Raw genomic sequence first — 22,871 nt, forward strand, 5'->3', positions numbered from 1 at the left:
CGGTGCGTAGTCACAGCACCCAACACGTAAGACAGCGCCACGCACCGCGTTCCAGGTCCTCAGCCCGGAGGCCACACCCCCGGCCCAACCACAAACCAGCCCGGCCGGCGATTGAGGCCACCCCACCCCAGGCAAAGAACAACCCGCAGACAACAAACGACCGCAACCCACCCCACCGCTATACCCTGGACGTTTGGCCGGAAGAAATGGGTGAAGCGTTGAACGGACCCCTGATCGTCCAGAGCGACAAGACGTTGCTGCTGGAAGTGGACCACGACCAGGCGGACGCGTGTCGTCGCGCCATCGCCCCGTTCGCGGAGCTGGAGCGCGCGCCGGAGCACATCCATACGTATCGGGTCACGCCGCTCGGGCTGTGGAACGCGCGGGCCGCCGGGCACGACGCCGAGCAGGTCGTCGACGCCCTGGTGGCGTACTCCCGGTATCCCGTGCCGCACGCCCTGCTCGTGGACATCGCCGAGACGATGGCCCGCTACGGGCGGCTCAAGCTGGTGAAGCACCCCACGCACGGTCTGGTCCTGGAGTGCACGGACCGGCCGGTGCTGGAGGAGATCCTGCGGTCGAAGAAGGTCCAGCCGCTGGTGGGCGCCCGGATCGACCCGGACACGGTGGCCGTGCACCCGTCCGAGCGCGGTCAGATCAAGCAGACGCTGCTGAAGCTCGGCTGGCCGGCCGAGGACCTCGCGGGTTACGTCGACGGCGAGGCGCACCCCATCGAGCTGCGCGAGGACGGCTGGTCCCTGCGCCCGTACCAGAAGCAGGCCGTGGAGGGCTTCTGGCACGGCGGCTCCGGTGTCGTCGTGCTGCCCTGCGGCGCGGGCAAGACGCTCGTGGGCGCGGGCGCGATGGCGCAGGCGAAGGCCACGACGCTGATCCTGGTCACAAACACGGTCTCCGCGCGGCAGTGGAAGCACGAGCTCGTCAAGCGGACGTCGCTGACCGAGGACGAGATCGGCGAGTACAGCGGCACGAGGAAGGAGATCCGGCCGGTCACCATCGCCACGTACCAGGTCCTGACGACGAAGCGGAAGGGCATCTACCCGCACCTGGAGCTCTTCGACTCCCGCGACTGGGGTCTGGTGGTCTACGACGAGGTGCACCTGCTGCCCGCGCCGGTCTTCAAGTTCACCGCCGACCTCCAGGCGCGCCGCCGCCTCGGCCTGACCGCCACGCTCGTCCGCGAGGACGGCCGCGAGTCGGACGTGTTCTCGCTGATCGGCCCGAAGCGCTTCGACGCCCCCTGGAAGGAGATCGAGGCGCAGGGCTACATCGCGCCCGCCGACTGTGTCGAGGTCCGCGTCAATCTGACGGACAGCGAGCGGCTGGCGTACGCGACGGCCGAGACGGAGGAGAAGTACCGCTACTGCGCGACCACCGCCACCAAGCGGCGGGTCACGGAGGCGCTGGTCGCCAAGCACCGGGGTGAGCAGACGCTGGTCATCGGCCAGTACATCGACCAGCTCGACGAGCTGGGCGAGCACCTGGGCGCGCCGGTCATCAAGGGCGAGACGACGAACGCCCAGCGCGAGAAGCTCTTCGACGCGTTCCGCCAGGGCGAGTTGAGCGTCCTGGTGGTCTCGAAGGTCGCCAACTTCTCCATCGACCTGCCGGAGGCGACGGTCGCCATCCAGGTGTCGGGCACCTTCGGCTCCCGCCAGGAGGAGGCGCAGCGCTTGGGCCGCGTCCTGCGGCCGAAGGCGGACGGCCACGAGGCGCGCTTCTACTCGGTGGTGGCGCGTGACACGGTCGACCAGGACTTCGCGGCCCACCGCCAGCGCTTCCTGGCGGAGCAGGGCTACGCGTACCGCATCGTGGACGCGGATTCCCTGCTCACGGGCGAGGACGCGTAGGGGGGCCTGCGGAGGAACGGTGCGGCGCGTGGTCAGCGGCGCCGCTCGTCCCCGTACTGACCGAGGAGGACGACGCTGACGGCCGCGCCGGTGAAGGCCTTGATCGCGCGGAGGGCGGCGGCGAAGGAGAAGGGAGTGGTGTCCGGGGTCGCGGATGCGGTGGTCATGTCGTCCATGATGGATTCCGGCCACCCCTCGTCACATCGCCCTGCCGGTGTAAACGCCGCGGCGCTTCCGTACGACCCAAGGCGCATGCCGTCCCCTACGGAAGGCGGACGGCGACCCTGAGACGGGCCAGGGGCGCGTCGAAAATCATTCGCACGTCTTCTCCGCGCTGGTTAAAATCGCCCGTCCTGCCGCCTCCCGCACGCTACGGGAGCGCCCCTGTCCGGTCGGAAACCGGCGGGTTCCGCTCGTCCACAGCACTCTCCCGGAGGCCATGCCGTGCCCGCGCAGCAAGTGACCGATGCCAACGCCCCTCTCGAACGCGAGCGCGCCCATCTCTCCTCCTCCCGGGCGGCCCTGCGCGCGATGCGTGCCGACGTCGAGTCCCTGGACATCAAGGACGTGACGGCGAACTGGGTCAACGCGGCTGTCCTGCAACGCCAGATCGACGACCGCATCACCGCCCTCGCCGATCTCGCGCACACCCCGCTCTTCTTCGGCCGCCTCGACTATCTGCACGCGCCGGGCGCCGATCAGGCGGAGGGTGCGGCATCGGAAGGGGCGGCGCGAAGCGCCTCCGGCAGGGGTGGTGGCCGGGAGACGGGTGGGCGGTTCTACATCGGCCGCCGGCACGTGCACGACGCGGACGGCGACCCGATGGTGATCGACTGGCGCGCGCCGGTCTCCCAGCCGTTCTACCGGGCGTCCAAGAAGGAGCCGATGGACGTCGGCACGCGCCGCCGGTTCGGTTACACCGGCGGCGAGTTGACGGCGTACGAGGACGAGGACCTCACCGACACGGCGGGCGCCGAGCGGACGAGCCGGCTCCTCCAGACGGAGATCGAGCGGCCGCGCGTCGGCCCGATGCGGGACATCGTCGCCACGATCCAGCCGGAGCAGGACGAGATCGTCCGCGCGGACATCGGCGGCACGGTGTGCGTCCAGGGTGCCCCGGGCACCGGCAAGACCGCCGTCGGCCTGCACCGTGTGGCCTATCTGCTCTACGCCCACCGCGAGCGCCTGGCCCGCACCGGCACGCTGGTCGTCGGACCGAACCGGTCCTTCCTGCACTACATCGAGCAGGTCCTGCCCGCGCTGGGCGAGTTGAACGTCGCGCAGGCCACCGTCGACGACCTCGTCGCCCATGTCGAGGTCCGCGGCGCGGACTCCCCCGCCGCGGCCTGCGTCAAGGGCGACGCCCGCATGGCCGAGGTGCTGCGCCGGGCCGTGCGGTCCGGGGTGACGATGCCGGCGGAGCCGCTCGTCGTCGTGCGCGGTTCACGCCGGTGGCGGGTCCCGGCGTACGAGATCGAGGAGATCGTCCGCGAGCTGCTGGCCCGCGACATCCGCTACGGAGCGGCGCGCGACGCCCTGCCGCAGCGCATCGCGCACGCCGTGCTCGTACGCATGGAGGCGGCGGGCGAGGCGCCCGACGACCGCGTGCAGGACGCGGTGGCCCGCAACGCCGCGGTGAAGGCGGTGGTCAAGACCGTCTGGCCGCAGGTCGACCCGGCCAAGCTGGTGCTGCGGCTGCTCACCGACGCGGAGTTCCTCGCCGAGCACGCGGAGGGCCTCCTCACGCCGGAGGAGCGCGCGGAGATCCTCATGGCCAAGCCGGCCCGGAGCGTGAAGTCCGCCAAGTGGTCGGCGGCGGACGCGGTGTTGATCGACGAGGCCGCCGACCTGGTGGCCCGCACGCCCTCGCTCGGGCACGTGGTCCTGGACGAGGCGCAGGACCTCTCCCCCATGCAGTACAGAGCGGTGGGCCGGCGCTGCACGACGGGCTCGGCGACGATCCTCGGCGACCTGGCCCAGGGCACGACCCCGTGGGCCACCCGAAGTTGGGCGGAGGCCCTGACCCACCTGGGCAAGCCGGACGCCACCGTGGAGGAACTCACGCAGGGCTTCCGCGTCCCCCGCGAGGTCATCGCGTACGCATCCCGCCTCCTGCCCGCGATCGCGCCGGAGCTCAACGAGGCGACGTCCGTACGGGAGGCGGCGGGCGACTTCTCCGTCAGGCCCGTCGCGGCGGAGGAACTCGACGCGGAGGTGGTGCGGGCGTGCCGGGCGGCCCTGGCGCACGAGGGCTCGACCGGCCTGATCGCGGCGGACTCCCGCATCCCCGCCCTGGCGGCGGCACTGGAGGCGGCCGGCCTGCCCCACCTGGCCCCGGGCGAGGAGACGAGCGCGGAGGCCCGCCTGACCCTGGTCCCGGCGACGCTCGCGAAGGGCCTGGAGTACGACTACGTCGTCCTGGACGAGCCGGAGCGGGTGGTGTCGGGAGAACCGGACGAACGAACGGGCCTGCGCCGCCTGTACGTGGCACTGACGCGAGCGGTGTCGGGCCTGACGGTCATTCACGCGCAGCCGTTGCCGGGGCAGTTGACCTAGACCTGGCCGACGGATCATTGCCTAGCTGCGGGCCGTCCGCCTCCCCCAGCTACCGCTGGGACGTGCCCTCACGGGCTGAATTGCGCACCCACATCAGCCACATCCAGCCCGTCCGGCGATTGAGGACACCGCCGCGCAGCGGTGGTGCGGACGACTACCACCCGCAGCACCGACCACAAGAAACCTGGGCGCTACGCGCCCAACGCCTCCCGCCACACCCCCACCGCCGCGGCGGAGACCGGCCCGGCCCACCCGGAAGGCCGGGCCGCGCCGCCGATGTGGAAGCCGCTGATGCCCGCGTCGAGGAGCACGGGCACGTGCTTCAGCTGGAGGCCTCCGCCCACCAGGATGCGCGGTTCGTAGCCGGGGTCGTCCGCCCGGGCCGCCTCGGCGAGCAGCGTGGCGATGCCGTCGTCGACGCCGGAGGCGGAGCCGGCGGTGAGGTACGTGTCGAGGCCGGGGAAGTCGGCGAGCTGCTTGCGCAGGGCGTCCCGGTCGGCGGCCCGGTCGATGGCGCGGTGGAAGGTCCACCGCGCCCGCGGCCCGACCGCCTCGGCGAGGGCGGCGACGGCGGTGAGGTCGGCCCGGCCGTCGTCGGTGAGGAAGCCGAGGACGAACTCGTCGGCGCCCTCGGCGGCCAGCGCCCGCGCGGAGTCGCAGAGGGCGGAGAGCTCGGCGGCGGTCCCGGCGGAGAAGCCGTCGGTGGCGCGGAGCATGACGCGTACGGGGACGGAGACGGCCGCGCGGACCGCGGCGAAGGTGGCGACGGCGGGGGTGAGCCCGTCCGCGGCCATGTCGGTGACCAGTTCGAGGCGGTCCGCCCCTCCGGCCTGGGCCGCCGCCGCGTCCTCGGGGGTGAGTGCGATGACCTCGAGAATTGGTCTAGACATGTAGCACAGAGTGCCACACCGGCGCCCGGCGTCAAAAGCGGTGCTCCACAATTGGCCTATGGCAGACACGCCCGAGCACCCGTCCGGCCCCGCCCTGCGCGCCCGCTGGCGGGACACCGTCGTACGGGCCCGCGGCGGGGCCACCGCCCCGGACCCCGGCCCGTACGCGGAGGAGCTGCTGCGCCGCTGGTCGGAGCCGCAGCGCCGGTACCACACGGTCGACCATCTGACGGCGGTCCTCGAACGGGTCGACGAGCTGGCGGCGTACGCGGAGGACGTCGACACGGTGCGCCTCGCGGCGTGGTTCCACGACGCGGTCTACCGCCCGGACCGCTCGGAGAACGAGGAGCGCAGCGCGCACCTCGCGGAGCGCGCCCTGCCGGAGCTGGGCCTCGACGCGGACCGGACGGCGGAGACCGCCCGGCTCGTACGGCTGACGGTGACCCACGACCCGGCGGACGGCGACCGCGACGGCGAGGTGCTGTGCGACGCGGACCTGGCGGTGCTGGCGGGGGCGCCGCAGGAGTACGCGGCGTACGCGGCGGCGGTCCGCGAGGAGTACGGCTTCGTGCCGGACGCGGCGTTCCGCGAGGGCCGGGCGGCGGTGCTGCGGCATCTGCTGGGGCTGCCGCGCCTGTTCCGCACGCCGCTGGGCCACGACCGGTGGGAGCCGACGGCTCGCCGCAACCTCGGCACGGAGCTTGAGCTACTGACGGCGTGAGGGTGCGGGTTGCTTGCGCCTGCGGCGGGCTTGTTCCCCAGCCCCGCCCCTTCCCGAAACTGGGGCTCGTGCCCCAGGCCCCCGGCTGCGGGTCCGTTGCCGCCTGCGGCGGGAGCGGCCTGCGGCCGCGTCCTCAAACGCCGGACGGGCTGGATGGTGCGGACCGTAGCCCGCATACCCAGCCCGTTGGGGGCACCTCCCAGCGGTAGCTGGGGGAGTTCGAGGACAGCGCGCGAAGCGTGCTTCGGGGGTCTGGGGGCCTGCCCCCAGTTTCGGGAAGGGGCGGGGCTGGGGAACAAAGCCCGCCGCAGGCGCAAGCAACCCGCACCCGACGACACCCCCCGGCCACCCCCTAAAGCAAACCCCCCGCCGGAGGCGAATGCTTGGGCCGCCTCAGCCCGGCAGCCACCAGCAGCCGCACCAACTCCTTGCTGCCAACCTCCCGCGCCCCCATCCCCACGGCCCGCCCGTACGACGTCGACGGGATGTCGTAGTGATCCCGGTCGAACGCCCGCGAGGGAGCCCCGAGCCGCGCGGCGAATTCATGCAGCTCGGCGAACGACACGTCGCTGACCAGGTGGGACCACATGCGGCCGTGACCGGGCCAGGTCGGCGGGTCGATGTAGAGGGTCACCGCGGTGCCGCCCCCAGGGACCCCACCCGCGCCACCAGCACCGCCTGCTTGGCGCAGGCCCAGTGCGGGTCGGGGCCGAGCTCGGGCTCGACCTCCAGGGCGTGCGGGTCACCGGCGTCGGTGCAGACCGGGCACAGGGGCCACCGGCCGTGCCGCTCCAGCAGGGCGTCCTGGACGTCCTGGGCGATCAGCCCCACGACGTACTCCACGCCCTCCGGCCACTGCTCGACCCACCACCGGCGGTGGACCACCGCGTCCTCGACGAGGGAGACGACGTCGGCCTCCGCCACGTCACCGGCCATGAGGTCGGCGAGGACGAGGGCGCGCGCCGTGTGCAGTGCCTGTTCGAGCTCCATATGGTCCATTGTCCGGGACGGGGAGGGTTGACGGCTCACCGGTCCGAAAATACCTTTCATGAGGTGAGCAGCAAACTGAAAGAAACTTTCATGGCCGTCGAGGCACCCGCCGCCACACCTCCGGCCCCCGGCGCGCTGGCCGCCAAGGTCCGCACGCTGGCACCTTCGATGACGCGCTCCATGCAGCGCGTCGCCGAGGCCGTGGCGGGCGACCCGGCGGGCTCGGCCGCGCTCACGGTCACCGGGCTCGCGGAGCGCACCGGCACCAGCGAGGCCACCGTCGTCCGCACCGCGCGCATCCTGGGCTACCCCGGCTACCGCGACCTGCGCCTGGCCCTCGCCGCGCTCGCGGCCGAGCAGGCGGCGGGCCGGGCCCCGGCCGTCACGGCCGACATCGCGGTGGACGACCCGCTGACCGACGTGGTCGCCAAGCTCGCCCACGAGGAGGCGCAGTGCCTGGCCGACACCGCCGCGGCGCTGGACACCGCGCAGCTGGAGGCGGCGGTCGGCGCGCTGTCCACCGCCCGGCGCACCGACGTCTACGGCATCGGCGCGTCCCACCTCGTCGGCCAGGACCTGGTGCAGAAGCTGCTGCGCATCGGCATGATCGCGCACGCGCCCGCCGACCCCCACCTGGCCGTCACCAACGCGGTGCAGCTGCGGGCCGGTGACGTCGCCATCGCCATCACCCATTCGGGCCGGACCACCGATGTCATCGAGCCGCTGCGGGTCGCCTTCGAGCACGGCGCGACGACGATCGCGATCACCGGCCGCCCGGACGGGGAGATCGCGCAGTACGCCGACCACGTCCTCACCACCTCCACCGCCCGCGAGAGCGAGCTGCGCCCGGCCGCCATGTCGAGCCGCACCAGCCAACTGCTCGTGGTGGACTGCCTGTTCATCGGCGTCGCCCAGCGGACGTACGAGCGGGCGGCGCCCGCCCTGTCCGCCTCCTACGAAGCCCTCGCCCACCGGCACGACCCCCGCCGCTGAGCCCCCCTTGTTCCGGCTTGTTCCGACTCGTTCCGGCTCGCTCCGGCACAGACCCGTCACGGAAAGGCGCCGCACCATGGACTCGCCCGCCCACGCGGCGCTCCGCGCCGAGCTCGCCGCGCTCACCACCGAGGCGTTCCGCCCCGAGCTCGCGGACATCGACAGGCTGCCCACCCTCGACATCGCGAAGATCATGAACGGTGAGGACGCCACCGTCGCCACCGCCGTCGCCGCGCAACTCCCCGGCATAGCGGCCGCGATCGACGCGATCGCGGCCCGGATGGCCGCCGGCGGGCGGCTCGTCTACGCGGGCGCGGGCACGGCCGGCCGGCTCGGGGTGCTGGACGCCAGCGAGTGCCCGCCGACCTTCGACACCGACCCCGCACAGGTCGTCGGCCTCATCGCGGGCGGCGCGCCCGCGCTGGTCACGGCGGTGGAAGGGGCCGAGGACAGCCGGGAGCTGGCCGCCGGGGACCTGACCGCGATCGGCATCGGCCCGGCCGACACGGTCGTGGGCGTCTCGGCGTCCGGCCGCACCCCGTACGCCCTCGGCGCCGTCACGCACGCGCGCGCGGCGGGCGCGCTCACGGTCGGGCTGTCCTGCAACGCCGGCTCGCCGCTCGGCGCGGCCGCCGAGCACGCGATCGAGGTCGTCGTGGGGCCCGAACTCCTCACCGGATCCACCCGGTTGAAGGCGGGCACCGCGCAGAAGCTCGTCCTCAACATGCTCTCGACCATCACCATGATCCGGCTCGGCAAGACCTACGGGAACCTGATGGTCGACGTCCGCGCCTCCAACGACAAGCTGCGCGCCCGCTCCCGGCACATCGTCGCCCTGGCGACCGGCGCCTCCGACGCGGAGACGGAGGCAGCGCTGGCGGAGACCGGCGGCGAGGTGAAGAACGCGATCCTCGTCGTGCTCGGCGGGGTCGACGGCCCCACGGCCGCGCGTCTGCTGGAGGAGTCGGCCGGGCACCTGCGCGCGGCCCTGCGTGCGGTCGCCGGGGACTGACCCGCGGGAGAGAATCCCGTTACGAGCGTCCCCTGAGCAAGGGACTTGCCCCATGGCCCCAGCCGACAGCCCCGCCGCCACCGCCGCCGCGCTGCTCCCGCTGCTGGGCGGCGCCGGGAACATCGCCTCCGTCGAGAACTGCATGACCCGCCTGCGGCTGGAGCTCCACGACCCCTCCCTCGTCCGGGGCGAGGCGCTGCGGGCGCTGCCGGCCGTGCTGGGCGTGGTCGAGGACGGGCGGGCGTACCAGGTCGTGCTGGGCCCGGGGATCGTCGCCCGGGTGGCGCCCGAGCTGGCGCGGCTGGGCGCGGCCGCGCCGGTCACGGCCGAGGCCCTCGCCGAGCGGGGCGCGGCGATCCGCGCCGGGCGCGGCGCGCGCGACGGCACCCCGGGCAAGCTCTTCCTGCGCCGGGTCGCGGCCGTCTTCACGCCGCTGGTCCCGGCGCTGATCGGCTGCGGCGTCGTCGCCGGGCTCGGCGGGCTGCTGGCCGACCTGCACCGGCTGCCCGGCCTCTCGCCCGCGCTGACCGCGGTGGCCTCGGGCTTCATGTCGCTGATCGCGGTGTTCGTCGGCTGCAACACGGCCAAGGAGTTCGGCGGCACCCCGGCGCTGGGCGGCGCGGTCGCGGCGATCACGGTGTACGGGGGCGTCGGCCGGGTCAGCGCCTTCGGGGAGCGGCTGACGCCGGGCCAGGGCGGGGTACTCGGCGCTCTGGCCGCCGCCCTGCTGGCGACCCGCGTCGAGAAGTGGTGCCGCGGGCGGGTGCCACAGGCCCTGGACGCCCTCGTCACCCCGACGCTCACGGTGCTGGTGACGGGCCTGGTCACGCTGTACGGGCTGATGTACGCCGCGGGGAAGGCGGCCGCGGCCGTCGGGCGGTGGGCCGACTGGCTGCTGGCCGACGGCGGCGCCGGCGCGGGCTTCGTCCTGGGCGGACTGTTCCTGCCGCTGGTGACGCTGGGCCTGCACCAGGCGCTGATCCCCGTCCATACGACGCTGATCCAGCAGGAGGGCTACACGGTCCTGCTGCCGATCCTGTCGATGGCGGGCGCGGGCCAGGTGGGGGCGGCCCTCGCGGTCTACGTCCGGCTCGCGCGCAACCTCTCGGTGCGCGGCACGATCCGCTCCGCGCTCCCGGCCGGCTTCCTGGGCATCGGCGAGCCGCTGGTCTACGGCGTCTCGCTGCCGCTGGGGCGGCCGTTCGTCACGGCGTGTGTGGGCGGCGCGTTCGGTGGCGGCTTCGTGGGCCTGCTGGGCCAGCTGGGCGTCAGGGTCGGCGCCACGGCCATCGGCCCGTCGGGCTGGGCCCTCTTCCCCCTGCTGAAGGGCAACCACGGCCTCGGCCGGACGGCGGCGGTCTACGCGCTGGGGCTGCTGGTGGGATACGTGACGGGGTTCGTGGCGACGTACCTCTTCGGCTTCGGCCGGGAGGCGCTCGGGGAGCTCAACGCCCCGAGGGCGGCACCCCCTTCACAGGGAGTGCCGCCCTCGGCGTACAGCGTTCAGGACAAGTGACCCGGTGCGGGTCAGAAGTCCATGTCACCGCCCGGCATGCCGCCCGGAGCGGCCGCGGCGGCCTTCTCCGGCTTGTCGGCGATGACGGCCTCGGTGGTCAGGAACAGCGCGGCGATGGACGCGGCGTTCTGCAGGGCGGAACGCGTGACCTTCGCCGGGTCGATGATGCCCTCGGCGATCATGTCGACGTACTCGCCGGTCGCGGCGTTCAGGCCGTGGCCGACCGTGAGGTTGCGGACCTTCTCCACGACGACGCCACCCTCGAGACCACCGTTGACGGCGATCTGCTTGAGCGGGGCCTCCAGGGCCAGGCGCACGGCGTTGGCGCCAGTGGCCTCGTCACCCTCGAGCTCGAGCTTCTCGAAGACCGCGGAAGCCTGGAGCAGGGCCACGCCACCACCGGCGACGATGCCCTCCTCGACGGCCGCCTTCGCGTTGCGGACGGCGTCCTCGATGCGGTGCTTGCGCTCCTTGAGCTCGACCTCGGTCGCGGCACCGGCCTTGATGACGGCCACGCCGCCGGCCAGCTTCGCGAGGCGCTCCTGGAGCTTCTCGCGGTCGTAGTCCGAGTCGCTGTTCTCGATCTCGGCGCGGATCTGGTTGACGCGGCCCTGGACCTGGTCGCTGTCACCGGCACCGTCGACGATGGTCGTCTCGTCCTTGGTGATGACGACCTTGCGGGCGCGGCCGAGCAGGTCGAGACCGGCGTTCTCCAGCTTGAGGCCGACCTCCTCGGAGATGACCGTGCCACCGGTGAGGATGGCGATGTCGCCGAGCATGGCCTTGCGGCGGTCACCGAAGCCCGGGGCCTTGACGGCGACGGACTTGAAGGTGCCACGGATCTTGTTGACGACCAGGGTCGACAGGGCCTCGCCCTCGACGTCCTCGGCGATGATCAGCAGCGGCTTGCCGGACTGCATGACCTTCTCGAGGAGCGGCAGCAGGTCCTTGACCGAGCCGATCTTCGAGTTGACGATCAGGATGTACGGGTCGTCGAGCGACGCCTCCATACGCTCCATGTCGGTGGCGAAGTACGCCGAGATGTAGCCCTTGTCGAAGCGCATACCCTCGGTGAGCTCCAGCTCCAGACCGAAGGTCTGGGACTCCTCGACGGTGATGACGCCTTCCTTGCCGACCTTGTCCATCGCCTCGGCGATGAGCTCGCCGATCTGGGTGTCGGCGGCGGAGATGGAGGCGGTGGAGGCGATCTGCTCCTTGGTCTCCACGTCCTTGGCCTGCTCGAGCAGCGCACCGGAGACGGCCTCCACGGCCTTCTCGATGCCGCGCTTGAGGGCCATCGGGTTGGCGCCCGCGGCGACGTTGCGCAGGCCCTCGCGGACCAGCGCCTGGGCCAGGACGGTCGCGGTCGTCGTGCCGTCACCGGCGACGTCGTCCGTCTTCTTCGCGACCTCCTTGACCAGCTCGGCGCCGATCTTCTCGTACGGGTCCTCGAGCTCGATCTCCTTGGCGATGGACACACCATCGTTGGTGATCGTGGGGGCGCCCCACTTCTTCTCGAGGACGACGTTGCGGCCCTTGGGGCCGAGGGTGACCTTGACGGCGTCGGCGAGCTGGTTCATCCCGCGCTCGAGACCGCGCCGTGCCTCCTCGTCGAACGCGATGATCTTGGCCATGTGAAGTGGTCCTCCCGGGACGTCGGGGGTCCCCCCATGCCGTTCAGGCTATGGGGGAAGGATTTCTCCGGACCGCGCTGGCGCCCGCGACGGACGGTTCACCGGCCTGATGGTTCCTTGCCCCACCCGGCCGACGGACCTCACCGACGGTCCAAAACTGTCACTCTCACTCGGAGAGTGCTAACGCCAATGATTAGCACTCGACCCCCGAGAGTGCAAGCGCCTGGACGGAAGGTGCACTCCTACGAAGCGCGCGATGGGGACGCCGCCGGGTACACACGGAACGCGCACGCGCACGCGTACGCGTACACGCGCGAGGGCACACGAAGGGCCCGTACCCCGGTGCGCGGGTACGGGCCCCTCGGCGAGCTGAGTGAGCCGGTGGTCGATGCGCCGAGATCAGACGGCGAGCTTGACCATGTCCGCCTGCGGCCCCTTCTGGCCCTGCGAGATCTCGAACTCCACTCGCTGACCCTCCTCGAGGGTGCGGTAGCCGTCCATCTGGATCGCGCTGTAGTGGACGAATACATCCGCACCACCGTCGACCGCGATGAAGCCGTACCCCTTCTCCGCGTTGAACCACTTGACGGTGCCCTGAGCCATGCCTAACTCCCCTATTACTGGCCCTTGCGCAGGACCGCACTTCGCGGACCCGGGTCAGACCTCACCCCCGGAACTCTCCCCAGCCGGCGGCAGGGGGAATCCCGGTGGTGTGCGCCGGAACGCGTCGACCGCGGCTGAATGTATCTGCACGGATGCCGTCTGCAACAGGTCACTCGGACGAGAATTCCCGGCACGGCTGATTGCTGAAATGCGGCGAACTGCGGTGGATCCAGGGCAAGTCGGGCCGGGCATAGTGCAAGCAACCCGACAATTCGCACGCACAGTTCGCGCACAACTTGACGGGTTCTCATATGCGTTCGGCACTGACGCCGGAGGGGGATCGCCCCAACTGTATCGCGCTCAACAGACGGAATCGCCCCGTCCGCTTCACGGTCGGGGCGATTCCGGGGGTCTTTCACAAGAAGCTTGCGCAAAGCTCAGCCTCCGGCGACGGCGGGGATGATCGACACCCCGGCGCCGTCGGGCGTGGGCGTCGAAAGCCCCTGCTCGAACCGCACGTCGTCGTCATTGACATACACGTTCACGAACCGGCGCAGCTTGCCCGCGTCGTCGAGGACGCGGCCGGCGATGCCGGGGTGGTTCCGCTCCAGATCGCCGATCACCTCGGCGAGCGTCGCCCCCTCGGCGGAGACTTCGGCGACACCACCGGTATAGGTGCGGAGGATGGTGGGGATGCGAACGGAGATGCTCATGGGGGTCCTGCCTTTCCGGTCTTCCGGTGAATGGTCGGGTGGGGACGGGTGGGACGTCAGCCGGTGGCGAGCCCGGCGGCGCGGAACGCCTCCAGGGACGGCCGGATGGTCGCGGACGGCCCGGCCGCCACGGCGTCCAGCGTCTTGAGCCCGTCCCCGGTGTTGAGCACGACCGTCGTCAGCGCGGGGTCGAGCACCCCGCGTTCGATGAGCTTGCGGGTGACGCCCACCGTCACCCCGCCCGCGGTCTCCGCGAAGATCCCCTCCGTCCGGGCCAGCAGCCGGATCGCGTCGACGATCTCCGCGTCGTCCACGTCCTCCACGGCGCCGCCCGTCCGCCGGGCGATGTCGAGCACGTACGGCCCGTCCGCGGGGTTGCCGATCGCGAGGGACTTCGCGATCGTGTGCGGCTTCACCGGCCGCACCACGTCGTGGCCGTCCTTGAACGCGCGGGAGACCGGCGAGCACCCCTCCGCCTGCGCACCGAAGATCTTGTACGGCCGGTCCTCGACCAGGCCCAGCGCGATCAGCTCCTTCAGCCCCTTGTCGATCTTCGTGAGCTGGGAGCCGGAGGCGATGGGGATCACGATCTGGTCCGGCAGGCGCCAGCCCAGCTGCTCGCAGATCTCGTAGGCGAGGGTCTTGGAGCCCTCGCCGTAGTACGGGCGGAGGTTGACGTTGACGAAGCCCCAGCCCTCGCCGAGCGGGTCCCCGATCAGCTCGGAGCAGAAGCGGTTCACGTCGTCGTACGTGCCCTCGATGCCCACCAGGTCGCCGCCGTAGACCGCGGCCATGACGACCTTGCCCGCCTCCAGGTCGTGCGGGATGAAGACGCAGGACCTGAAGCCCGCGCGGGCCGCGGCGGCACCGACGGCGCCGGCGAGGTTGCCGGTCGAGGAGCAGGAGAGCGTGGTGAAGCCGAAGGCGCGCGCCGCCTCGACCGCGATGGCGACGACGCGGTCCTTGAAGGAGTGCGTGGGGTTGCCGGAGTCGTCCTTGACGTACAGCCCGCCGGTGACGCCCAGCTCGCGGGCGAGGTTGTCGGCCTTGACGAGCTTGGTGAAGCCGGGGTTGAGGCCGGGCTTGTCCGCGACGTCCGCGGGTACGGGCAGCAGTGGGGCGTAGCGCCAGATGTTGTCCGGCCCGGCCTCGATACGGCGGCGCAGGGCCTCGGGATCGCCGGTGGGGAGGTCGTACGCGACTTCGAGCGGGCCGAAACAGGCGGCGCAGGCGAAGATGGGACCGAGGTCGAACCGCTCCCCGCACTCCCGGCACGAGAGGGCGACGGCGGGACCGAGCGCGACAGAAGTGGTTGAGCTTTCGACAGACTGCACAGCCATGGAGGCGAGGCCCTTTCTCCTCATCTTCCTCGCGGCGAACCTCGCCACGAGACGGAATTGGCACCTTCCCCACCGGGAGCCTCGCTGCTGTGAGCAAGACCGGCGGGAGGGTTGCCGGGGCTTCAACGGGCCGTGTCCCTCTGCCCCTCTGGATGAGCGGTATGGCACTGGGCTCGGCCCAGGCGTTTGTGTACGCGGCGACCCCGACATACGACGGCGTTCCGCGTTGTTCAGACTGTAACCGAAGGCACGGGCACCCGAGACAGTCGTCCGTACCGCGAGATGCGTCACAGGACAACCACCGGACAACCACCGGACAAGAGGAGTCGTTCACGTGCTGGAAGAGGTGGAGCGCTGGCTGGGCCGGCGGTCCTGGTCCGTCGGAGACCGTCCGCTCGACCAGCTGCTCGCGGCCAAAAGGGAGAAGGGCACCACGGTCAGCGTGGTGCTGCCCGCGCTGAACGAGGAGGCGACCGTCGGCGACATCGTCGCCACGATCCGGCGCGAGCTGATGACGGACGCGGTGCCGCTGGTGGACGAGCTGGTGGTGCTCGACTCCGGCTCCACCGACCGCACGGCCGAGGCCGCCGCCGCGGCCGGCGCGCGCGTGGTCCACCGCGACGCGGTGCTGCCGCGGCTGCCCGCCCTGCCCGGCAAGGGCGAGGTGCTGTGGCGGTCGCTGCTGGTGACGCGCGGCGACGTCGTCTGCTTCGTCGACGCCGATCTGCGCGACTTCTCCGCGGACTTCGTCTCCGGCATCGTCGGCCCCCTGCTGACCGACCCCGGCGTGCAGTTCGTGAAGGCGATGTACGACCGCCCGCTCGGCGAGGTGGCCGGGCAGGGCGGCCGGGTGACCGAGCTGGTGGCCCGCCCGCTGCTCAATCTGCACTGGCCGCAGCTGGCCGGCTTCGTCCAGCCCCTGGGCGGCGAGTACGCGGCCCGCCGCTCGCTCCTGGAACGCCTGCCGTTCCCCGTGGGCTACGGCGTGGAACTGGGCCTCCTTGTGGACGCGCTCCACACGGTCGGCCTGGACGCCCTGGCCCAGGTCGACGTGGGCGTCCGCGTCCACCGCCACCAGGACGGCCGCGCGCTCGGCCGGATGGCCGCCGCCATCTACCGCACGGCCCAGCTGCGCCTGGCCCGCGGCCATCTGGTCCGGCCGTCCTTGACCCAGTTCGAGCGTACGTCCGAGGGATTCATCCCTCGGACGTACGCGGTGGACACGGAGGAACGACCACCGATGCGGGAGATCCCGGAGTACGTGGAGCGGCGGGCGGCTTAGCGGGGGTGGGGTGCGGCTCCGTTGCCGGGTGCGGCTCCATTGCCGCCTACGGCGGGCTTGTTCCCCAGCCCCGCCCCTTCCCGAAACCGGGGAGACCCCGGACCCCAACCCGGCTTCGCCGGGTGTCCTCAAACGCCGGACGGGCTGAATTTGGCTGATGTGGGTGCGTAATCCAGCCCGTCCGGCGATTGAGGACGCGGCCGCAGGCCGCTCCCGCCGCAGGCGGCAACGGACCCGCGCTCGGGGGCCTGGGGCACGCGCCCCGGTTCCGGGAAGGGGCGGGGCTGGGGAACAAGCCCGCCGCAGGCGCAGCCGACCCGCACCCGCGGCCCGGCCCGGCCCGGCCCCGACAAACGTTTGAACGGCCGGCAGTCAGGCAAGGCTGGCCACATGGTCGTTGAGCACATGCAACCGCACATGCACGCCGCACAGATCGTCGTCGCCTCCAACCGCGGCCCGGTCTCGTACAAGCTGGTCGACGGCGAGCTGACCGCCGGCCGGGGCGGTGGCGGTCTCGTCTCGGGGCTCAGCGCCATAGACCGCGACGCCGGCGCCGTGTGGGTGTGCGCGGCCATGGGCGAGGGCGACCGCGAGGCGGCGCGGCGCGCGGGCCGCAGGCTCGACACCGAGGACACCGGCGGCCACCGGGTGCGCATGCTGGACGTCGACCCGGACACCTTCGCCGCCGCCTACAACGGCATCGCCAACTCCGTGCTGTGGTTCGTCCACCACATGCTCTACGAGACGCCCCTGGCCCCCGTCTTCGACGCGGACTTCCGGCGGCAGTGGGCGGCGTACGAGGCGTACAACGCGGCCTTCGCGGACGCCCTCGCCGAGGAGGCCGCGCAGGGCGCCGCCGTGCTCGTGCAGGACTACCACCTGTCGCTGGTGCCGGGCCTGCTCCGGGAGCGCCGCCCGGACCTGCGGATCGGCCACTTCTCGCACACCCCCTGGGCCCCGCCGGACTACTACCGGCTGTTGCCGGACGACGTCGCCGAGCGGGTGCTGCGCGGCATCCTGGGCGGTGACCGCGCGGCCTTCCTGACCGAGCGCTGGGCGGACGCGTTCGCCGACTGCTGCGAGAAGGTCCTGGGGGCGGAGGTCGTCCGCGGTACGGGCGGGACGGCGGTGCTCTTCGAGGGGCGGACGACCCGGATCGGCGTGCACGGCCTCGGCGCCGACGCGGACTTCCTGCGGGAACGCGCGCACCGCGCGGACGTCGAGGAGCGGATGGCCGCGCTCCGCGAGCTGCTCGGCCCGGACCGCAAGGCGATCGTGCGCGTCGACCGCACCGAGCTGTCCAAGAACATCGTGCGCGGCCTGCACGCCTACCGCCGGCTGCTGGAGGACCGCCCCGAGTGGCGGGGCAAAGTGGTGCACATCGCCTTCGCGTACCCCTCGCGGCAGGACCTGAAGGTCTACCGCGCCTACACGGCGGAGGTCGAGCGGGTCGCCCGGGAGATCAACTCCACGTTCGGCACGGTGGATTGGGAACCGGTCTCCTTGCACGTCAAGGACGACTTCGCCCGCTCGCTGGCCGCCTACCGCCTGGCGGACGTCGCGCTCGTCAACCCCATCCGCGACGGCATGAACCTGGTCGCCAAGGAGGTCCCCGTCGTCTCCGACCACGGCTGCGCCCTCGTCCTCTCCCGGGAGGCGGGTGCGGTGGCGGAGCTGGGCGACGACGCGCTCGTGGTCAACCCGTACGACGTGGAGGCGACGGCGTCGGCCCTGCACGCGGCTCTCCTGATGGACCCGACGGAACGGGCGTCCCGCACGAAGCGGTTGTCCGCTGCGGCGGTGGCGCTCCCTCCGGCGCGCTGGTTCCTGGACCAACTGGCCGCCCTCTAGCCGCCTGCGGCGGGCTTCTTCCCCAGCCCCGCCCCTTCCCGAAACCGGGGAGACCCCGGACCCCCTGTCCTCAAACGCCGGACGGGCTGGATGGTGCGGACCGTAACCAGCACAATCAGCCCGTTGGGGGCACCTCCCAGCGGTAGCTGGGGGAGTTTGAGGACAACGCGCGAAGCGTGTTGCTGGGGTCTGGGGCGCAGCCCCAGTTTCGGGAAGGGGCGGGGTAGGGGAACAAGCCCGCCGCAGGCGCAACCGACCCGCAGCCGACAAGCGAACCGCACCCCGCGGCAAGCGCAAAGGCAAACAACGCGGCAGCCTTCGGCAAAGTGCATGGGCCCGCCGCCTGTACCGCCTCGCCCCCGGGTAACCATGAGGCCATGTCGATCGCCCCACCCCGAGCCGCCGCCGCCCTCGCGGCCGTCGCCCTCCTGACCGCCGCCCTGACCACGGGCTGTTCCTCCGACTCCGGGAGCAAGAGCTCCGACACCAAGAACGCCAAGGACACCAAGTCAGGCGCGTCCCCCTCCACTTCGGCCTCCGGCCCGGGAGGGGGCGGCGGCGCCATACCCGCAGGCCCGGGGCCCCAGTCCTCGTACACCGTGCAGAAGCAGCCCGCAGCGGGCAGCTGTCACTACCAGTACACCGCGTCCAAGGACCCGCTGCCCGACCCCAACTGCACGCCCGGGGCGACGAATCCGAAGGTCACGCAGGCGACGCTGAAGACGACGATCTGCCGCAGCGGCTACACCAAGGACATCCGGCCGCCGGTCGGCATCACCGGGCGCGAGAAGACCGCCAACGCGGCCTCGTACGGCTACAAGGGCTCGCTGAAGGACTACGAGTACGACCACTTGATCAGCCTCCAGCTCGGCGGCGACCCCAACGACCCGCGCAATCTGTGGGTCGAGCCGCCCTCCCCCGGCCACAAGGCGGGCGCGGGTCCCAACAACCCCAAGGACGTGGTCGAGACCAAGCTCAAGAACGCGATCTGCTCGGGCAAGACGGACCTCGTCAAGGCGCAGCAGGCCATCGCCCACGACTGGACGACGGCGCTGAAGACCCTCGGGCTGCCGGAGAAGGCGGCCAAGGGGGACCCGACCGCCGTCAAGGACCCCGACGACGAGTGAGGTTCAGCCGGTGGTGAGGCGGTCCGCGAGGGCCGTCAGCAGTTCCACGACGCCGCTCGGGCCGTCGACCACGATGTCGGCCCGTTCGGCGAGTTCGGTGACCTCCGTGCTGCCGCTGCACACGAGGAGGCCGGCCAGCCCTTCTGCGCGCAGCTCCTCCACGGCGGCGAAGGCGGCGAGGTCACCGAGGTCGTCACCGGCGTAGAGGACGGAGCGGGCGCCCGTCTCGCGCACGTACTCGGCGAGGGCCACGCCCTTGTCGATGCCGGGCGGGCGCAGTTCCAGGACGAACCGGCCCGGTTCGACGATCAGGCCGTGCCGCTCGGCGAGCGCTCCCAGCGGGCCGCGCAGGGCGTCGTACGCGGCCTGGGGGTCGGTGGCGCGCCGGGTGTGCACGGCGATGGCGCGGCCCTTGTCCTCGACCCAGGTGCCCCGCCAGGCGCCGGACCGGTCGAGCTCCCCGGGCAGTGCCGCCTGCACGGCCGCGACGCCCGGGTGCGGTGCGGGGGCCTTGACGGTGCCGGTGACGGCGTCCCAGCGCTCGGCGCCGTAGTGCCCGAGGACGACGAGGTGTTCCAGCCCTGGGACCCCCGCGAACCCGCCGTAGCGCACGGCCACGCCTGCGGGGCGTCCGGTGATCACGGCGACGGAGCGCAGTCCGGGCGCGAGGCGCGCGAGCGCGGGCACGGCGCCGGGGTGGGCGCGGGCCTGCTCGGGGTCCGGGACGATCGGGGCGAGCGTGCCGTCGAAGTCCAGCGCGACGACGCTCTTGTCCGGCGCGGCGAGCAGCTCGGCGAGGCCGTGGCGCCCGGCGCGGCTGCGGGGTTCGGGGAGCGGATGACTGCCCATGGGACGACCCTACTGTCCTTGAGTGCCGAAGGGGCTCGAACGTGCGACTGGACCGGTTCGGCTAGCGCCGTTCCCGCCGGGCCTCGCGCAGCCGCCGGAGGCGGTTGACCGTCACCGGGTCGTGCGCGAGCGCGGCGGGGTCGTCCAGCAGCGCGTTGAGCAGCTGGTAGTAGCGGGTCGGGGTGAGGCCGAGGTCCTCGCGGATCGCGCGTTCCTTCGCGCCCGGGCCCGGCCACGTCCGCCGCTCCAGCGCCAGCACGTCCCGGTCCCGGGCGGAAAGGCCCGGCTCCCGGCCGTCCGGCCCGGAGCTCACGGAACCGTCGTCGGCCGTCACCTAGCGCCCCGCGCTCGCCGTCTCCAGGGAGTTCGCCTCGCGTTCGATCTCGCTGAGCACGCTGGTCGCGTCGCCGCCGTTCTTCACCGTGGAGCCGATCTTCTCCTTGATCGCCTTGCTGACCGCCGCCCAGGAGGTCTTGTCGGCGGGGTAGAACTCGGCGCTCTCCAGCTGCTCCAGGAACGGCTTCAGCTTCTTGCGGGCCGGGTCCGCGGCCATCTTCGCGGAGGCGGACGAGGTCACCGGCAGCAGGTCGTACTGCCCGGTGAAGTCCAGCACGTTCTTGGTGCTGTAGACGAAGTCGAGGAAGGTGCCGATCGCGTCGCGGTTGCCGTTCTGCTTGAACGCCATCATCCAGTCGGCGACGCCCATGGTCGACTTGGACTTGCCCTTGATGCCGGGCAGCGGCGCGGTGATGTACTTGATCCCCTTCGCGTCGGCCTGCTGCATCAGCGTGGGGTGGCCGTTGAGCATCCCGACGTCGCCCTTGCAGAAGGCGTCGAAGACTTCCTGCCGGTTGGTGCGGGCGGGGTCGAGGGGGCCGGTGAGCTTCTTGGCGACGAGCTCGTCGCGCAGCCACTCCAGCGCCTTGACGTTCTCCGCGTGGGCGATGGTGTAGAGGCCGTTGGCGTCGGTGTAGCCACCGTCGGCGGCGAGGAACCACATCATCGTCTCGGCCGGGGCCTCCTCCGGGCCGAGGGGCAGGCCGAAGGGTATCTTCACGCCGTTCGCCTGGAGCTTCTTCGCCGCGGCCTGGAGCTCGTCCCAGGTCTCGGGGGCCTTGGTGATGCCGGCCTTGTCGAAGTGCTCCTTGTTGCAGAAGAGCAGACGGGTGCTGGAGACGAACGGCATGCCGTACTGCACGCGGTGCACCTCACCCGCCTTCTCGATCGACGCGATGAACTCCGCCTGGGTGGGGACCGTGAGCAGCTGGTCGGCGCTGTAGAGCTTGCCTGCCGCGGCGAAGTCCGCGTACGCGCCGATCTGCGCGAGGTCGGGAGCCTTGCCCGCGGCGACCAGGTCGGCGACCTTCTTGTCGACCTCGGTCCAGCTGTAGACCTCGACGTCGACCTTGATCTTGCCGTGCTGGTCCTCGAAGTCGCGGACGAGGGCGTCCCAGTACTTCTTCGAGCTGTTCGACGGATTGTCGCCGTAGTCCGCGGCGATCAGCTTCAGCTTCTTGGTGCCCGAACCGGGACCGTCACTCCCGCAAGCCGTCAGTGCGGGAGCCAACGCCGCAGTGGCGGCACCCGCCGCCGTCATACCAAGGAACCGCCGCCGCTGCACTACTGCTTCCCACCTTCGTGGTTCGTTTTCCTCGCTGGAGACCGTGAGTCTCCCCCGCGCGCCACCTTACGGTCCAGCCGACTCCGGTTGCGCTTCGGTATCGCCCTTCCGCTCTTCCCTCCCTCGCAGCGGGGCTGCTATCCACGTTCCCGACGCCCACCGCACCTCTCACAAGGAGCCTCAGCGCATGCAGCAGCCTTCCTCTTCACGTTCCGCTTCCCGTACGGCGGCGGAGATCGTCACCCAGCCCGGCTGCTGGCGGCGCGCCGCCGCGGCGGCGGCCGGCGCCACGGAGCTGCCCCGGCCCGGCGAGCGGGTCGCGGTGACCGGGTGCGGCACGTCCTGGTTCATGGCGCAGGCGTACGCGGCGCTGCGCGAGGCCGCCGGACAGGGCGAGACGGACGCCTTCGCCTCCTCGGAGTTCCCCCGGGGCCGCGCGTACGACCGGGTCGTGGCCATCACCCGGTCCGGGACCACGACGGAGGTCCTCGACCTGCTGTCGGCCCTGCGCGGCCGCACGCGCACGCTCGCGCTGACCGCAGACCCCGGGACGCCGGTGACGGACGTGGCCGGATCCGTCGCCCCGCTCGACTGGGCCGACGAGGAGTCCGTCGTCCAGACCCGCTTCGCGACCACGGCCCTCGCGTACCTCCGCGCGGGCCTGGAGACGCACGGCCCGCTCCCCGCGGACGTCCGTACGGTGGCGCGGGCGGCGACGGAAGCGGAGTCCGCGATCACCGAACCGCTGCCGGCGTCCGTGCTCTCGGCCGGGCAGTGGACGTTCCTGGGCACGGGCTGGGCGTACGGGCTCGCGCAGGAGGCCGCCCTGAAGATGCGCGAGGCGGCGGGTGCCTGGACCGAGTCCTACCCCACGATGGAATACCGCCACGGCCCGATCTCGATCACGGCTCCCGGCCGGGTGGCGTGGATCCTCGGCACGGTCCCCGCGGGGCTCCCGGCGGACGTCGAGCGGGCCGGGGGCACGCTCATGACGGCGGAGGCCCGCCTCGACCCGATGGCGGACCTGATCCGCGCGCAGCGGCTCGCTGTCGCGGTGGCGGAGTCGAAGGGCCTGAACCCGGACGAACCACGGGGCTTGACGCGAAGCGTCATCTTGAACGGGTAGGGGGCACCGGTCCGCTGCCGCGGGGGTTACCGGCCCCTCGGCTGCGGGTGCGTTGCGCCTGCGGCGGGCTTTTTCCCCCACCCGCCCTTCCCGGCTGTGTCCGATCTGCGGCTCCGCCGCGTGAGGGGGCAAGCCCCCAGACCCCCGAAGCACGCTTCGCGCGCTGTCCTCAAACTCCC

Annotated in this window: 21 protein-coding genes and 1 riboswitch; of the genes, 10 read left to right on the top strand and 11 right to left on the bottom strand. The window is 72.1% G+C overall.

Annotation, left to right across the window (positions count from 1 at the left end; genetic code table 11):
* Positions 1-218 precede the first annotated feature (218 nt).
* Positions 219-1,868 (top strand): DNA repair helicase XPB, encoded by a 1,650-nt coding sequence (locus AB0435_RS31795; protein WP_366007481.1) that lies wholly within the window; start codon positions 219-221, stop codon positions 1,866-1,868.
* A 32-nt stretch (positions 1,869-1,900) separates the two neighbouring features.
* On the opposite strand, the gene AB0435_RS31800 is transcribed toward AB0435_RS31795, so the two are convergent.
* Positions 1,901-2,035, bottom strand: coding sequence for a hypothetical protein (locus AB0435_RS31800; RefSeq protein ID WP_366007482.1), 135 nt, complete (start codon positions 2,033-2,035; stop codon positions 1,901-1,903).
* A 277-nt stretch (positions 2,036-2,312) separates the two neighbouring features.
* Here AB0435_RS31800 and AB0435_RS31805 point away from each other — a divergent pair, with 277 nt between their 5' ends.
* Positions 2,313-4,424 carry an ATP-binding domain-containing protein gene (locus AB0435_RS31805; RefSeq protein WP_366428538.1) on the top strand — a complete coding sequence of 704 codons (2,112 nt, stop codon included), beginning with the start codon at positions 2,313-2,315 and terminating at the stop codon, positions 4,422-4,424.
* A 191-nt stretch (positions 4,425-4,615) separates the two neighbouring features.
* On the opposite strand, the gene AB0435_RS31810 is transcribed toward AB0435_RS31805, so the two are convergent.
* Positions 4,616-5,314: a copper homeostasis protein CutC gene (locus AB0435_RS31810; RefSeq protein WP_366007484.1), complete on the bottom strand. Its 699-nt coding sequence runs from the start codon at positions 5,312-5,314 to the stop codon at positions 4,616-4,618.
* Between the two features lie 58 nt (positions 5,315-5,372).
* On the opposite strand from AB0435_RS31810, the gene AB0435_RS31815 reads away from it, so the two are divergent.
* Positions 5,373-6,035: a hypothetical protein gene (locus tag AB0435_RS31815; RefSeq protein WP_366007485.1), complete on the top strand. Its 663-nt coding sequence runs from the start codon at positions 5,373-5,375 to the stop codon at positions 6,033-6,035.
* A gap of 352 nt (positions 6,036-6,387) precedes the next feature.
* Here AB0435_RS31815 and AB0435_RS31820 read toward each other — a convergent pair whose 3' ends face one another.
* Both AB0435_RS31820 and AB0435_RS31825 read right to left on the bottom strand, forming a co-directional pair.
* On the bottom strand, positions 6,388-6,669 hold the full coding sequence (locus AB0435_RS31820) for a DUF4031 domain-containing protein (protein ID WP_366007486.1): 282 nt from the start codon (positions 6,667-6,669) through the stop codon (positions 6,388-6,390).
* Positions 6,666-7,025, bottom strand: a complete 360-nt coding sequence (locus AB0435_RS31825; RefSeq protein ID WP_366007487.1) for a hypothetical protein — start codon at positions 7,023-7,025, stop codon at positions 6,666-6,668. The genes AB0435_RS31820 and AB0435_RS31825 overlap by 4 nt, the downstream gene beginning before the upstream one ends.
* Before the next feature lie 90 nt (positions 7,026-7,115).
* Between AB0435_RS31825 and AB0435_RS31830 the strand changes: the two genes are divergently transcribed.
* The 3 genes from AB0435_RS31830 (at position 7,116) to AB0435_RS31840 (ending at position 10,546) form a co-directional block, all read left to right on the top strand.
* Positions 7,116-8,018, top strand: coding sequence for a MurR/RpiR family transcriptional regulator (locus tag AB0435_RS31830; protein WP_366428542.1), 903 nt, complete (start codon positions 7,116-7,118; stop codon positions 8,016-8,018).
* Positions 8,019-8,094: 76 nt separating this feature from the next.
* Entirely contained in the window at positions 8,095-9,030 is a 936-nt protein-coding gene (gene murQ, locus AB0435_RS31835) for an N-acetylmuramic acid 6-phosphate etherase (protein WP_366007488.1), read from the top strand.
* Between the two features lie 52 nt (positions 9,031-9,082).
* Positions 9,083-10,546: a PTS transporter subunit EIIC gene (locus AB0435_RS31840; protein WP_366428539.1), complete on the top strand. Its 1,464-nt coding sequence runs from the start codon at positions 9,083-9,085 to the stop codon at positions 10,544-10,546.
* Between the two features lie 11 nt (positions 10,547-10,557).
* Here AB0435_RS31840 and groL read toward each other — a convergent pair whose 3' ends face one another.
* The 4 genes from groL to thrC form a co-directional block, all read right to left on the bottom strand.
* Positions 10,558-12,180, bottom strand: a complete 1,623-nt coding sequence (gene groL, locus AB0435_RS31845; protein ID WP_366007490.1) for a chaperonin GroEL — start codon at positions 12,178-12,180, stop codon at positions 10,558-10,560.
* Between the two features lie 399 nt (positions 12,181-12,579).
* The gene (locus tag AB0435_RS31850) at positions 12,580-12,783 is read right to left on the bottom strand and encodes a cold-shock protein (RefSeq protein WP_005315736.1); all 204 of its coding nucleotides are present in this window, start codon (positions 12,781-12,783) and stop codon (positions 12,580-12,582) included.
* Between the two features lie 437 nt (positions 12,784-13,220).
* Positions 13,221-13,496: a MoaD/ThiS family protein gene (locus AB0435_RS31855; protein WP_366007491.1), complete on the bottom strand. Its 276-nt coding sequence runs from the start codon at positions 13,494-13,496 to the stop codon at positions 13,221-13,223.
* 56 nt (positions 13,497-13,552) lie between these two features.
* The gene (gene thrC, locus AB0435_RS31860) at positions 13,553-14,836 is read right to left on the bottom strand and encodes a threonine synthase (protein WP_366007492.1); all 1,284 of its coding nucleotides are present in this window, start codon (positions 14,834-14,836) and stop codon (positions 13,553-13,555) included.
* A 17-nt stretch (positions 14,837-14,853) separates the two neighbouring features.
* A riboswitch (SAM riboswitch) is annotated at positions 14,854-14,995 on the bottom strand.
* Positions 14,996-15,170: 175 nt separating this feature from the next.
* Between thrC and AB0435_RS31865 the strand changes: the two genes are divergently transcribed.
* The 3 genes from AB0435_RS31865 (at position 15,171) to AB0435_RS31875 (ending at position 19,096) form a co-directional block, all read left to right on the top strand.
* Positions 15,171-16,118, top strand: coding sequence for a glucosyl-3-phosphoglycerate synthase (locus AB0435_RS31865; RefSeq protein WP_366007493.1), 948 nt, complete (start codon positions 15,171-15,173; stop codon positions 16,116-16,118).
* A 417-nt stretch (positions 16,119-16,535) separates the two neighbouring features.
* Complete coding sequence (locus tag AB0435_RS31870; RefSeq protein WP_366007494.1) at positions 16,536-17,969, top strand: trehalose-6-phosphate synthase; 1,434 nt, start codon at positions 16,536-16,538, stop codon at positions 17,967-17,969.
* A 377-nt stretch (positions 17,970-18,346) separates the two neighbouring features.
* A complete protein-coding gene (locus tag AB0435_RS31875; RefSeq protein ID WP_366428540.1) occupies positions 18,347-19,096 on the top strand; it encodes a hypothetical protein in 750 nt (249 codons plus the stop codon).
* 3 nt (positions 19,097-19,099) lie between these two features.
* Here the strand turns inward: AB0435_RS31875 and otsB are convergent, their stop codons facing one another.
* The 3 genes from otsB to AB0435_RS31890 form a co-directional block, all read right to left on the bottom strand.
* A complete protein-coding gene (gene otsB, locus AB0435_RS31880; protein ID WP_366007497.1) occupies positions 19,100-19,945 on the bottom strand; it encodes a trehalose-phosphatase in 846 nt (281 codons plus the stop codon).
* Positions 19,946-20,006: 61 nt separating this feature from the next.
* On the bottom strand, positions 20,007-20,279 hold the full coding sequence (locus AB0435_RS31885) for a DUF3263 domain-containing protein (protein ID WP_366007498.1): 273 nt from the start codon (positions 20,277-20,279) through the stop codon (positions 20,007-20,009).
* The gene (locus AB0435_RS31890; protein ID WP_366428541.1) at positions 20,280-21,542 is read right to left on the bottom strand and encodes an extracellular solute-binding protein; all 1,263 of its coding nucleotides are present in this window, start codon (positions 21,540-21,542) and stop codon (positions 20,280-20,282) included.
* A 211-nt stretch (positions 21,543-21,753) separates the two neighbouring features.
* Between AB0435_RS31890 and AB0435_RS31895 the strand changes: the two genes are divergently transcribed.
* A complete protein-coding gene (locus AB0435_RS31895; protein WP_366007500.1) occupies positions 21,754-22,692 on the top strand; it encodes a sugar isomerase in 939 nt (312 codons plus the stop codon).
* Positions 22,693-22,871 lie beyond the last annotated feature (179 nt).

Origin of the sequence: Streptomyces sp. NPDC051173 (genome assembly GCF_040689515.1) — a bacterium.
Taxonomy (GTDB): domain Bacteria; phylum Actinomycetota; class Actinomycetes; order Streptomycetales; family Streptomycetaceae; genus Streptomyces.